The 12867-nt window shown below is 40.4% G+C and carries 11 protein-coding genes; 5 read left to right on the top strand and 6 right to left on the bottom strand.

All coding sequences use genetic code 11. The annotated features are described in order from the left end of the window. Positions 1 to 43: 43 nt before the first annotated feature. The 3 genes from ACOQO5_RS02520 to ACOQO5_RS02510 form a co-directional block, all read right to left on the bottom strand. Positions 44 to 616 carry an adenylate kinase gene (locus tag ACOQO5_RS02520; RefSeq protein WP_420580103.1) on the bottom strand — a complete coding sequence of 191 codons (573 nt, stop codon included), beginning with the start codon at positions 614 to 616 and terminating at the stop codon, positions 44 to 46. A 73-nt stretch (positions 617 to 689) separates the two neighbouring features. Continuing rightward, a complete protein-coding gene (hpt, locus tag ACOQO5_RS02515) occupies positions 690 to 1220 on the bottom strand; it encodes a hypoxanthine phosphoribosyltransferase (RefSeq protein ID WP_420580102.1) in 531 nt (176 codons plus the stop codon). Further along, positions 1217 to 2125 (bottom strand): M20/M25/M40 family metallo-hydrolase, encoded by a 909-nt coding sequence (locus ACOQO5_RS02510; protein ID WP_420580193.1) that lies wholly within the window; start codon positions 2123 to 2125, stop codon positions 1217 to 1219. The genes hpt and ACOQO5_RS02510 overlap by 4 nt, the downstream gene beginning before the upstream one ends. Before the next feature lie 83 nt (positions 2126 to 2208). Between ACOQO5_RS02510 and ACOQO5_RS02505 the strand changes: the two genes are divergently transcribed. The 3 genes from ACOQO5_RS02505 (at position 2209) to ACOQO5_RS02495 (ending at position 7573) form a co-directional block, all read left to right on the top strand. Next, positions 2209 to 2688: a hypothetical protein gene (locus ACOQO5_RS02505; RefSeq protein WP_420580101.1), complete on the top strand. Its 480-nt coding sequence runs from the start codon at positions 2209 to 2211 to the stop codon at positions 2686 to 2688. Between the two features lie 304 nt (positions 2689 to 2992). Further along, positions 2993 to 5803: a DNA polymerase I gene (polA, locus tag ACOQO5_RS02500; protein ID WP_420580100.1), complete on the top strand. Its 2811-nt coding sequence runs from the start codon at positions 2993 to 2995 to the stop codon at positions 5801 to 5803. A gap of 291 nt (positions 5804 to 6094) precedes the next feature. Beyond that, entirely contained in the window at positions 6095 to 7573 is a 1479-nt protein-coding gene (locus tag ACOQO5_RS02495) for a T9SS type A sorting domain-containing protein (RefSeq protein ID WP_420580099.1), read from the top strand. On the opposite strand, the gene ACOQO5_RS02490 is transcribed toward ACOQO5_RS02495, so the two are convergent. Further along, on the bottom strand, positions 7570 to 7995 hold the full coding sequence (locus ACOQO5_RS02490; protein ID WP_420580098.1) for a secondary thiamine-phosphate synthase enzyme YjbQ: 426 nt from the start codon (positions 7993 to 7995) through the stop codon (positions 7570 to 7572). The genes ACOQO5_RS02495 and ACOQO5_RS02490 overlap by 4 nt on opposite strands. Before the next feature lie 3 nt (positions 7996 to 7998). Next, on the bottom strand, positions 7999 to 10164 hold the full coding sequence (locus tag ACOQO5_RS02485; RefSeq protein WP_420580097.1) for a S9 family peptidase: 2166 nt from the start codon (positions 10162 to 10164) through the stop codon (positions 7999 to 8001). Between the two features lie 148 nt (positions 10165 to 10312). On the opposite strand from ACOQO5_RS02485, the gene ACOQO5_RS02480 reads away from it, so the two are divergent. Together ACOQO5_RS02480 and ACOQO5_RS02475 are read left to right on the top strand one after the other, a co-directional pair. Continuing rightward, the gene (locus ACOQO5_RS02480; protein WP_420580192.1) at positions 10313 to 10729 is read left to right on the top strand and encodes a histidine triad nucleotide-binding protein; all 417 of its coding nucleotides are present in this window, start codon (positions 10313 to 10315) and stop codon (positions 10727 to 10729) included. Positions 10730 to 10934: 205 nt separating this feature from the next. Further along, a complete protein-coding gene (locus ACOQO5_RS02475; protein ID WP_420580096.1) occupies positions 10935 to 11522 on the top strand; it encodes a transposase in 588 nt (195 codons plus the stop codon). 304 nt (positions 11523 to 11826) lie between these two features. Here the strand turns inward: ACOQO5_RS02475 and ACOQO5_RS02470 are convergent, their stop codons facing one another. Continuing rightward, a complete protein-coding gene (locus tag ACOQO5_RS02470) occupies positions 11827 to 12738 on the bottom strand; it encodes a LysR family transcriptional regulator (RefSeq protein WP_420580095.1) in 912 nt (303 codons plus the stop codon). Between the last annotated feature and the right edge of the window lie 129 nt (positions 12739 to 12867).

Here is a 12867-nt window from a genome sequence, read left to right as displayed (position 1 = left end):
ACTTCGTTTGGACTTTCTCATTTGATATTTGTGAATTGTCTTTTTACAATCCGTCCATCACTCGGCGGATGGCCAGATAAATTTCTTCGATGGCGCCTACCCCATGGATTTTGTTGTACTTACCTTGCTTCTCGTAAAACTCTGCTACAGGTAACGTTTCGTTTTTGTATACCTGAATTCGATTGTCAATCTTGGTTTCATCCTGATCGTCTGCTCTACCAGAGGTTTTACCTCTTTCGAGCAATCTGGTTTTCAATTCTTCATCTGGTACCTCCAGGGCAATCATACCACTGATCGAGGTGTCGAAATCATTCAGCATGTCTTCCAAAGCAACTGCCTGTGCCACTGTTCTTGGAAACCCGTCAAATATGAATCCTTGTGGATCAATTGTAGTAGCAATTTTATCTTTCACCATTCCGATGACTACTTCATCTGGAACGAGGTTTCCTTCATCCATGTATTTCTGAGCTAGTTTGCCTAGTTCAGTTCCTTCGCCCAAGTGCTTTCTAAATAAATCACCCGTGGAAAGGTGTACCAACTTATATTGATCTATTATTTTTTCACTCTGTGTGCCTTTGCCAGCACCGGGAGGGCCGAATAATACGATGTTTAGCATGATTTATATATTAGTGAGTATTATTAGTGTTCTTCAAAAAAGGGGCAAATATAATAAATTAATTGGGGTGAAATTAGGGCTTCAATTGATACAAACCTGTAAGATTTCTACCCTTGCTTTGATAGTCCATCCCATAACCGACCACGAATAGGTTAGGGATTTCTTTCCCGATGTACCGAAGTTCAATGTCTTGTTTGTAGGCCTCTGGTTTGAAAAATAAGGTTGCTATCTGAATGGACGCTGCGCCTTTATCTTTGAGCAGACTCATTATATGGGCTAAAGTAGTGCCGCTATCTACTATATCCTCAACAATTAAAACATGTTTGCCAGTAAGGTCTTCATTGATCCCAATCAGGTCTTTTACATTTCCTGTTGACGAAGTGCCCTCGTAGGATGCAAACTTCAAAAAACTGATTTCTGGATCTATGGTCATGTATTTAACCAGGTCCGCTACAAACAGGAAAGAGCCATTTAAGATGCCAAGAATGAGCAAGTCTTTCCCTTTATAATCTTTGTCAATTTGCATTGACAAGGATATGACGTAAGATTCTAATTGATCTGCAGTCAGATATTCTACGAATTGTTTGTCTCCAATTTGGATCATAGGTGTTTCATCAAATATTCATAAAGATTGATCATGGCGTCTATGTCAGCTTTGTGTACCATCTCGTCGGGCGAATGTACGTGATCTTCCGGAGCACCTACAAAACACCAGTCAATTGGGTAGGGTGATTGTTGAATTTCGCGCCCGTCACTACCCCCGCTTCTTTCCACTTCAATCTGATATTTGACTCCAGATGCTTCTGCCAGTTCAACTATTTTATCCACATATTCTTTGCGTGGAATGCTCATGTCTCTTAGAGATATGGCCACTCCATTGCCGTGAGTGACACCTTCGGTTACCCACGTAATATCAGACACCAAGGCTTGCTTGATTTGATAGTTTTCGTACATCCATTTACAAAGGAATGGAACCGTGCCTCCTCCATGTTCTTCCCAGCAAGAAAATATGATTAGCCCGTCTTCCAGTGTTTCAGCTACTTTCAGAGCATTTAAAACACCTAGGCGGTTGTCCAGATAGCATGATTGAACATAGTCTTCAGTATCTCTAAAATCTGACTTGAACACCAAATCAGTACCTGATTCTATTCCTCTACCGAAGTCATAAAATAAATCTCCTTCTTCAACTTTCAGCTTGCATTCGATAGGACCCATGGCGTCGTTTCCCACCAGGGAATAACCTGTTTCAGTTTCAGGGCCTCCGATCGGAATAAGTTGATTTTCATATCGAACCGTGAAGCCAATTGAATCTATGTGAGCAAAAATGGCGGTCCGAGGCTTCCCAAATTTTAAAATCAAACAATCCTGAAATTCTTCTCCATAAACCAATCCTGGTTGCACCTTCCAGCTTCCTTTATTTTTATTGACATAGTCAATAAGAAAGTCCGTCATAGCGGATTCATTGCCTGAAGGAGCGAAGGTATTACAAAGTGTTTCTAATAAGGAGATATCCGAAGCCTGCATGTATTGTTTTGAAAATCGAAGCACAAAAATCATTGTTTTTGAACTAAATCAAACAGGCACGAGTAATTTTGCTGCTGAATACAGAAAAATCTATGCTCGAAGAAATTCTTATATACTTAATGATTTATGGTTCTAGTGGTTTCAAATTTGTGTTTGGACCAATTATAGGCGCTTCGTACGGGTATAGTGTTTTTTTCACGGGGACGCTGACTATTTTAGGCATGATGACCACCGTTTACGTTTTCACTTACTTTGGTACTTATATCAGACATTTTACACAGCGAGTTTTTAGATCGAAAGACAAAAAAGTCTTCACTAAAAAAAACAGGAAGTATGTAGAGCTGTGGCTGAAATATGGTGTGGCAGGAATGTCTTTTCTGACGCCAGTCTTATTGTCTCCATTAGGAGGGGCGATATTAGTCAATGCTTTCGGTGGTAAGAAAAAAGACATCATCAAATACATGTGGATGAGCAGTATTTTTTGGGGCTACCCAATGACTTGGGCTGTGAAGTTTGTTGGTCATTTGATTCCTTTTCTTGATTTGTGAGGTGGAGTGGAACTACGACTCCATGCTAGAGGTTTACTGTTCATATGACCCCTGTGGTATGAAAAGCAGCCCACCTGAGTGAGGCCAGTCGTACTTCCACTGGTTCGGGAAATTTGGGCTTAATATAGGAGGCTCGCCTCGATGCTTATCTTTTTGTTTAGGGATTCATCCTATGGCATTGAAGTATCGTTGAGTTTTGGCCCTCAAGTCGTACCTCCACTTAACCAATAAAAATTCTAAAGTTCTACTTCAATCCATCGAGGCTTGTAGCTACTGTTCAGATCATTTTCTTACCTTTACTCACATGAGTAGACCTGAAAAGAAACTGTTCCTGCTAGACGCATTCGCCCTTATTTATCGTGCCCATTTTGCTTTTAGTAAAAATCCTAGAATCAATTCAAAAGGCATTAATACCAGTGCTGTTTTTGGGTTTATGAATTCTCTATTAGAAATACTTCGAAAAGAAAAACCTACCCATATAGGTGTGGCATTTGACACGAGTGCACCTACATTTCGTCATGAGCAGTTTCCGGAATATAAGGCACACAGAGAGGAGACGCCAGAAGATATTAGAGCAGCAACGCCAATTATCAAGGATATTTTGAAAGCTTTTAATATTCCTATTCTCCAAATGGATGGGTTTGAAGCGGATGATGTAATCGGCACATTGGCCAAGGCGGCGGCACGCGACAATTTTGAAGTCTTTATGATGACGCCAGATAAGGACTATGCTCAGTTGGTTGAAGAACATATTTATCTATACAAGCCTGCCTATATGGGTAATGGAGTGGATGTATTGGGTATACCTGAAGTATTGGCCAAGTTTGATATTGAAAAAGTGGACCAAGTAAGGGACATTTTAGGCCTGGAAGGAGATGCAGCTGATAATATTCCAGGTATTCCCGGAGTTGGTAAAAAGACGGCGATCAAGTTTTTGAAGGCTTATGGTACGGTAGAAGGGCTGCTTGAAAATACGGCAGATCTCAAGGGCAAGATGAAAGAGAAAGTAGAAGAATTTGGTTCCCAGGGTATTTTATCTAAAGAATTGGCTACTATCAAAATTGATGTGCCTATTGAATTTAATGCTGCGGATCTCGAGCATTGCGAACCAAATGAGGCGAAAGTCAAAGAGATTTTTGAAGAGCTAGAATTCAGGACTATGCTCAAAAGAATTTTTGACATTGACGATGCACCGACTACAACCACAAAACAAGTAGCCAAAAAGAAAGCTTCTGCCTCTTCACAATTGGGATTGTTCGGGGATGCTGCAGTAGAAGTACAAGCACAAACCACAGTTCAGGAGAAAAAGAATTTAAAGAATCACAAACATGAATATCACTGTATAGATACCCCTGAACTGAGGAAGTCCTTGGTCAAGTATTTGTCGCTTCAAGACGAATACTGTTTTGATACTGAGACGACCAGTGTCAACCCGGAGGAAGCAGAATTGGTTGGAATAGCATTCGCATATGTGCCTGGTGAAGCTTATTATGTACCGATACCCTCAGATCAAAAGGAGGCACATAGAATTGTGGAAGAGTTTAGGTCTGTTTTAGAAAATGAGAACATTCAGAAAGTAGGCCAGAATCTCAAATATGATATTCAGGTGATTAAAAACTATGGAGTAGAGGTGAAAGGCAAAATGTTTGATACCATGCTGGCTCACTATCTGATCGATCCTGAGTCCAGACATAAGATGGACGTGTTGGCCGAAAACTATCTGAACTACACAGCTGTTCCGATAGAAGACTTGATTGGAAAAGGAAAATCTCAAAAGAACATGCGAGATATTCCCGTGGAAGAGGTAGTAGACTATGCAGCTGAGGATGCAGATATTACCCTGCAGCTCAAGCTCAAACTGGAAGAGGAAATCAAAGAAAGAAGCCTTGAAAAATTACTTCACGAGGTGGAGGAGCCTTTGAGTGTAGTATTGGCAGGTATGGAGTATGCAGGAGTGAAAATTGATACAGAAGTCTTAGGTGAAATGTCTAAGGACCTCAATGCATTGAGTATTACTGCTCAGGATAAAATCTATGAATTAGCTGGCCAGGAATTCAATATCAATTCACCAAAACAAATGGGTGAAATTCTGTTTGATCAAATGAAATTGGTTGATAAGCCTAAAAAGACGAAGACTGGTCAATATGCTACGGGGGAAGAAATTTTATCCAAACTGGCTGGTGAACATGAGATAGCCGAGCGGATTTTAGAATTCCGTGAATATCAAAAATTGAAATCTACTTATGTAGATGCATTACCTCTTTTAATTAGTAAAAAGGATGGCTTGATCCATACAGACTATAGACAAGCAGTCGCGGCTACTGGTCGACTGAGCTCGAATAATCCGAACCTTCAAAATATACCGATAAGAACAGCCAAAGGAAGAGAAATCAGAAAGGCCTTTGTACCAAGGAGCAAAGATTATATATTGTTTGCTGCGGATTATTCGCAGATTGAATTGAGAATCATAGCTGCTTTTGCCAAAGATGAGCACATGATTGAAGCCTTCAAGAATGGTCAAGATATTCATGCAACCACGGCTTCAAAAGTATTTGATGTGCCAATGGCAGAAATGACTCCTGATATTCGACGAAAGGCTAAGGAGGTCAACTTTGGGTTGATTTATGGTATTTCTGCCTTTGGTCTATCGCAGAATATTGGTATTTCCAGATCAGAGGCAGCCGAGATTATAGATTCGTATTTCACTCAGTTTCCAAACATCAAGCGGTATATGGATGACCAGGTGAATTTTGCCAAGGAGCATGAATATGTGGAAACCATTTTGGGCCGACGCAGGTATCTCCGAGATATCAATTCTAGGAATGCTACGGTCCGCGGATTTGCCGAACGAAACGCCGTGAACGCTCCCATCCAGGGTAGTGCTGCCGACATCATCAAAGTCGCCATGATCAACATCCACGACTGGATGAAAAAAGAAAAACTGAAATCCAAAATGATCATGCAGGTACATGATGAATTGGTTTTTGATGCGCATAAAGATGAACTCTCCATGCTTCAAGAAAAGGTGGAAGATTTGATGAAAAATGCAATTCCGCTGGACGTACCAATGGAAGTAGGCATGGGGACAGGTAAGAATTGGTTGGAGGCACACTGATTTTCATTAAATCACACATGTAATTTTGCATATTCCATGCTGATTTATAGCAGGCATTAATTGTACTATTTTAAGGGACAATTTAAAATTTAGGTTGTTTTAAACTGATAAATGTTATTTATCAGGCAATAGGAATAATTCGTCGAAAATTGCTTTTTATTTAAAATAATTGAGTCTCCTTTGCGCTCCCACCTCCAATATCCAGCCTAACCTCGAGAAAAGTAAAGAAGCAGCTGAAAGAGAATAATGAAGAGAAAATTATTATTATGCACCTGCATACTGGTAAGCAGTATGCGCGGTTTCACACAATGCCCAACGAGTGGTACAATTTCAAGTGATTGTACCACATCTGGTAATCTTAATATTACGGGAAACACCCTCACCGTCGACCCAGGCGTCACGATGACGGTAACAGGAACATTGACTATCAGAGGAGGCTCCACTCTTATAGCCACAGGAGCTGATGTTGTCGCTGGAAATTTTAATGAGGGCTACGGCGGTCTAAATACACTCACTGGTGGCACTTATTCGATATCAGGTACGTTTGACTCAGGTGGAGGAGGTGATTTCACAATGAACGGTGTTAATGCAACGGTCACAGGCGCAGCCAATTTTAATGGTTCGGATATCGTGATATCTGGAAGTACTTTTTCATCCGCTTCTTTTAACACAAATTTAGCTACGATGACAATGTCTTCTAGTAGTTTCACTACAACAGGAACTGGAGATTTTGAGTTTGAAGATGCGACAGTGACTAATTCAGATTTTAGCATTGGAGGTGAGTTGTATGTAGCTGATGGAACTACCTCAATCGACAATTCTGATATTGATGTTGGGGTAGGGTTTGCAGATGGTGTAAGTCAAACGGCCATGTCAATGAATGGTAGTGCAGTAATGAATTTCACAAATAATTCAACCATAGATATCAAAGGTCATGTGGATGCAGGAAGTGGAGCAGATGTCAGTTTGAACAACTCCCATATGTATGTTACTGGTAATTTTGACAATACGGGTAATGGAACAGTAGACATTAGCAATGGTGGCACGTTAGTAGTTGATGGAGATTATGACAATACCGGTGGAGGTAATACCACAGTCGATGGAGGAGGAATGGTCGTGGGAGGTGACTATGAGGGTGAGGATCCTGTGGTGACAGGTGGTGGAGATGAAGACTGTAGTGGAGGCAGTGGCGGATGCTGTGGTTCAGCCTGTAGTGGTATGCCAGTCACGCTAGTCTCTTTTAAGATTATTGCCGAGCTGGATCAAATACAACTTTCATGGCAAACATCAAGTGAGTTGAACAATGATTATTTTAATATTCTTCGATCAAGTGATGGAATCGGTTTTGAAATCGTAGACAGAGTTGCAGGAAACGGCACAACTAATGAGGCAATTTCTTACCAATGGACAGACTATCCACCTCAGAAGGGAATTTATTATTATCAATTGCAACAAGTTGACTATGACGGTTCAAATGAGTTCTTCTCCATTAAAATGGTCAACTTCCATTTGAGTCAAGCAAATAAGATAGTTGTTTACCCCATGCCTTTGGCAACGGGAGAAGATTTCTTTATTTCCTTTCAAGACGAAAAAATAGAAAGTATATCTATTTATGACCTTTCTGGCGGATCAAGTTTTAACTTGGACTATAACGAAGAGCTTAATAAAATAAGGGTTAACTCTTCAGAAATGGGTCTTAAACCTGGTATATATGTGGTTAAAATCACAACTTCTTTAGGTCAATATTCACAAAAACTTAGAGTGAATTAAACACCTCCTAGTACAGTAATTATTATTTTTCTAGAACCGCCATAGTCTCGGTGCTCACATAGGTAGATGCCCTGCCATGTACCCAGATTGGGTTTGCCGTAGCTAATAGGAATAGAAATTGAACTACCTAGAAGTGATGATTTGATATGTGCTGGCATGTCGTCAGGGCCTTCATAGGTATGTCTGTAGTAGGATGCGTTTTCTGGCACATATTCATTGAAGTGACTTTCAAAATCTTGTCGTACGGTAGGGTCAGCATTTTCATTGATGGTCAAGCTGGCAGAGGTGTGTTTGATAAACACCTGCAAAATTCCGATAGAGATATTTTGAATTTCTGGTATTGCCTCAAGAATTTCATCTGTAACTAAATGAAATCCGCGAGAACGTGGGTTGAGCGATATTTCTTTTTGGAAGGAGGGCATATCTTACAAGTTCTCCAAAATAAAATCCATCATCATCGTATACAGATGAACTTTGGTTTTCTTCCCAATCAATGAATGATTGTTGTCCGGATAATAGAAAGAATCAAACTGCTTGCCTTGCATGATGAGCTCGTTTTGCAGTGTTACAGCATTTTGAAAATGCACATTGTCGTCACCGGTACCATGAATGAGCAAGTATTCAGATCTTAATTTACCTGCATTTCTCACAATTGAATATTCGTTGTACCCATCAGGGTTGTCCTGAGGCCTTCTCAAGTACCTTTCTGAATATATGGTATCATAATATTTCCATAAAAATGGTGAGACTGCAATTCCGGCCTTGAAAATGTCAGGCCCAGTTTCGAGTGCCAATGTTGAAATATATCCTCCATAACTCCAGCCCCAGATTCCTATTCTGTTCTCGTCAACGAATGGCAGTGAGCCCAAGTATTTGGCAGCGGCAACCTGATCTTCAGCCTCCAACTTTCCCATTTTCATGTAGGTCATTTTTTTAAACTCTTCGCTTTTTCCGCCGGTTCCTCGACAATCTATGCCGACTACTATATAACCTTGCTGAGCGAGTAACTGGTGCCACATGAAGTGCTTGTCTCCGTACCAATCATTTTTAATGCGTTGTTTGCCGGGGCCACTGTATTGATAAAGTAGTAAAGGGTATTTTTTGGTGCTGTCCATGTTGGCTGGCTGAATCATGTAGGCGTTAAGCAGTTTTTTGTCTGCTGCTTCGATTTCGAACATGATCTTTTCTGTCAATCCGTATTCAGCTATTGTTTCCTTGAGCTTGGCATTGTCCTTCAACACCTTGACCAACTTATTGCCTTTGGTCATGTAGAGAGAGACTTCTTTGGGACTTGATGCTGAGCTATTAAAACTGATGTAGTATTTGAAATCTTTGCTGATGTCAGCTGTATTCACTCCAGGCTTGGAGCTTAGTTGAAGTTTCCCTTTCCCTTTAAAATCTACTCGATACACATGACGTTCTGTCGATCCATTTTCGGTGGAGGTATAATAGAGAATCGGAGTTTTGGTTCGCTGGTCTAAGGCGAGAAGTTTCTCTGCATTAAAAGCCCCTGAGGTGGCTTTATATTCCAGCTGACCATCCATCCTGTGAATATAAAAGTGTTTGTACCCTTCTCGTTCTGAGGACATCAGAAAGTGAGTGCCATTGTCGAGATAAATCCACTCATTTGTATAAGTGGCATGAATATAAGTTTTGCTTTTATCAGTCAAAATGTTAGTAGCTGATTTGAATTTGGTGCTGTAGTGAAATATATCTTGCCTATTTTGTAAGCGATTGAGCCGTTTAATAGCCAGAATATCTGGGTCTTTGGTCCATTGGATATTTGGAATGTAGATGTCGGTTTCTTCTCCTAGGTCTACCGTCTGCGTAGTGTTATCCTTGAGATTGTAGACTTTGATGGTTACGATGGAGTTTTTCTCTCCCGCCTTTGGGTATTTGTATCTGTAGTCTCGTGGATAGAGGGCTCCGTTGTCCCAGTATTGCAGATTGTACTCTTTTACTTCACTTTCGTCGAACCGATAAAAAGCCAGTTTTTCGGAGTTAGGCGACCAGAAGAAAGCCTTAGCTATGTACAATTCTTCTTCATATACCCAGTCGGTCGAGCCGTTGATGATCCTTCCTTTTTCCCCATCCTTGGTCACCTGGTGTTCACTCATGTTTACCAGCTTCACAAAGAACAAATTGTTGTCGCGAACGAAGGCCACATTTTTGTTGTCTGGAGAAATAGTGGCATACGATTGTCTGCCATTTGGTGAAAGCTGTTTTAACTCCTCTCCTTCAAAAGTATAAATGTAATATTCTGCGGTATAGGATCTTCTAAAAACCTTCTGTTTGTCTGTGAGCAGCAACACTTTTGATTCATCAGGAGTGAAGTCGTAATCATCAATTTTTAGATTCAAGGCCTTGCCATCAATAATTACCGAATCCGATTGGCCTGTAGTTACATCATATCTTAAAATCTGATTTTCCTCAAGGGCGGTATAGTACTGTCCATCATTCATCCAGTTGAGGCTTTTCATCGTTTCTTCTTTGAAAAGGCCTTTTTCATAAATGTCAGAAACCGTGAGTTTCTTTTGAGCGGATGAGCAAATAGAGATGAGCAGTAATAATACTGAGATGTGTAATTTCATAGTTTTTGGTTGTTTGACTGATCACAAATATAAAATAATGGGGCAATGTGCCTAATGGAATTCCGATGATGGGTAGTTTTAGTGTTAACCTCAAATTTATTTTATGAAATCCTATTTGATGATTGCCTTATTGTGTTTGCCGTGTCAGTTGTGGGGGCAGTCTGCGGAGTACACCCAAAAGAAAGAAGAGAAACTATCCAAAGATTCACCTTTCACCAAAATTATCAATCGTGAGTTGCCTGCGACTATTGTGTACGAGGATAATGAGATTATTGCATTTGTTCCGCTTCGCCCTCAAGCCCCAGTGCACTATCTTATCGTACCCAAAAAAAGAATTCCAACAATCAATGATTTAGAAGAAGAGGATGTCCAAGTAGTAGGTAGAATGCATCTGGTAGCCAAACAGCTGGCAGCAGAAGATGGTATCGCAAATACTGGATATCGGCTTAGCATCAATACCAATGAAGATTCTGGCCAGAGTGTCTTTCATCTGCACATGCACTTGTTGGGTGGAATGAAGCTTGGGCCAATGGTGGATCAGTCTTTTAGAGATGAGAAGGAGTGAATTGAGGCGAATTCTTGTGAACCTTTAGGAACCATTCTCTGAGGACTGGAAGGATTAGGATACCAGTCTTTACTGATTTTCAAACCTGTAAGGTTTCAGATTCAAAGTAAATCTCTGAAAGGTTTAATCATCTTACTAATATTCACTCAGAGTCACCTGCAAGGGACTCTGAGTTTCGATTTCGAAAAGCTTCATATATTTGATCATGCCAACTCACCTAAATCATATTGAAAGGGATACTTTCTTTTTCATCACCTTCACTTGTTACAAATGGTTAAATCTTTTTGCAGAAACCAATATCTATGACTACTTACCTTTTTGGTTTGAAAAACTAAGAAAAAAAGGCTGTAACCTTTGTGGCTATGTTATCATGCCCAATCACTTCCATCTGCTGTTGCATGTAAATTCAGAAGTGAAGAATTTAAGTTTGGTCATCGCTGAATCAAAAAGGTTTTTGGCTTATGAAATTGTGAAGCGGTTAAAGGAGAATGGCAAAGTAAGACTACTGGATGTGCTCAAAGCAGGGGTGACTGCAAAGGAGAAGGAAAAAGGAAAGAAACATCAGGTGTTTAGATTGTCATTTGATGCCAAGCCGATTGATTCAAGTGAGGTAGGGAGGGTGTTGGATTATATCCATCTCAATCCTGTGAGCAAGAAGTGGAGAATAGTTGAAGATTATACAGACTACCCTCATTCAAGTGCAGGATTTTATGAATGCGGAAAGAAGGCGAAATATAGTTTAGTTGATTTTAGAGAGCTTGTGCCTGGGAGCTCAGAGTCCTCTGTCGAGTGACTCTGAGGGCGTGGTTAATTTGAAATTGATGTACTAGTTTTGAGATAAATAATTGTTATTTGGCCCTTTTAAGTTCTATGAAATTTAAGCAACAAATTATGAAAATGTTTGCGTGCTCTTTAGTTCTGATCATTTGTTTATGCGCATGTGATAATGAAGAAGATACAATATGCTATGCTGAGGATGGGAATGGAAATGAACTTATTGATAACAATGGAGACTCTATTCCTGTTCCATGCCCTTAAACAATACTCAATTATCCTCAGAGTCACTCGAAGAGGACTCTGAGGGATTTGACTTTCGGTCAACAATCCCCTTCACACTCACATACCCCTCCAATATTGCACCGCAGGTGCTCGATGAAATTATTGATGTAAGCAGGTGCCTCTGGCTGATTGAGGTGAGCAGCGTACCAAGTTCTATATAGTCCTTTTTTAGTCACAGGAACCAGCTCCAAATTATTGTCCGTCAAATATGGATCCACCATCCAGCGAGCCATGACTTGAACCCCCAGGCCAGCTTTGATCATTTGTAATACGGCGTCGGTGACCTGTATCGGCATGACCTTTTTTGGTTTCACACCTTCAGGCATGAGCACCTGATTGAATAGCGTAACAGACTCGATAGGGTAAGAATGAATAAACACATTTTGTTCACGAAAATCTTCTGCTTCTACATAGGGTTTTTTGGTCCATTCGTGGCCAGCTGGTACCACCACCATCATTTCATCCCTGAATAATTCGGTATAGGTCAAGGACGGGTGATCGTTGTGATCGCTTGTGATGGCTAAGTCTAGCTCTCCATTCAAAATAAGTTTGTCTGGGTTTTCAGTCACGCCAGGAAATATTTCAATATCTACTTTTGGAAATTCTTTATTGAAATCAATCATCAAAGTAGGCAGCCAGTGATAGCAGGTATAACACTGAGTGGCCAGTCGAACTAAGCCCTTGTCACCATTCACATATTTTTTGACAGAGTTTTCAGTTTTATCAATTTCGCTTAGAATTTTTTTGGCAGAGTCTAACACGATTTGACCAGCCCCAGTCAGTATCAGTTTCTTATTGACACGATGAAAAAGCTGAGCACCCAGATGAGTCTCAATTTCTTTGAGCTGATGGCTGAGGGCCGATTGAGAAAGATAAAGGTTTTCCATGGCTTTGGTTAGGCTGCCTTTATCAGCAACCTCCCTTACCAATTTGAGATGACGTAGTTCCATTGGTTTGTTTTGAGGTATTAGTTTTATTCATGGAATTGACTAAATCAATTCATCCAATTCATAGAACGAAAAATTGGAGTCGGCGTTTCATTCCTCATCATTTAATTTTTAAGGTGGAACATATTCCAT

Source organism: Reichenbachiella sp. (assembly GCF_965223055.1).
Classification (GTDB): domain Bacteria; phylum Bacteroidota; class Bacteroidia; order Cytophagales; family Cyclobacteriaceae; genus Reichenbachiella.
The sequence above is the reverse complement of the archived record's forward strand: the minus strand, read 5'-3'. Positions and strand labels throughout refer to the sequence as shown.

Excerpts from the sequence above, each read along its gene's own strand:
- ACOQO5_RS02520 (WP_420580103.1), bottom strand. The coding sequence starts at position 616 with ATGCTAAACATCGTATTATTCGGCCCTCCCGGTGCTGGCAAAGGCACA.
- hpt (WP_420580102.1), bottom strand. The coding sequence starts at position 1,220 with ATGATCCAAATTGGAGACAAACAATTCGTAGAATATCTGACTGCAGAT.
- polA (WP_420580100.1), top strand. The coding sequence starts at position 2,993 with ATGAGTAGACCTGAAAAGAAACTGTTCCTGCTAGACGCATTCGCCCTT.
- ACOQO5_RS02495 (WP_420580099.1), top strand. The coding sequence starts at position 6,095 with ATGCGCGGTTTCACACAATGCCCAACGAGTGGTACAATTTCAAGTGAT.
- ACOQO5_RS02490 (WP_420580098.1), bottom strand. The coding sequence starts at position 7,995 with ATGCCCTCCTTCCAAAAAGAAATATCGCTCAACCCACGTTCTCGCGGA.
- ACOQO5_RS02485 (WP_420580097.1), bottom strand. The coding sequence starts at position 10,164 with ATGAAATTACACATCTCAGTATTATTACTGCTCATCTCTATTTGCTCA.
- ACOQO5_RS02475 (WP_420580096.1), top strand. The coding sequence starts at position 10,935 with ATGCCAACTCACCTAAATCATATTGAAAGGGATACTTTCTTTTTCATC.
- ACOQO5_RS02470 (WP_420580095.1), bottom strand. The coding sequence starts at position 12,738 with ATGGAACTACGTCATCTCAAATTGGTAAGGGAGGTTGCTGATAAAGGC.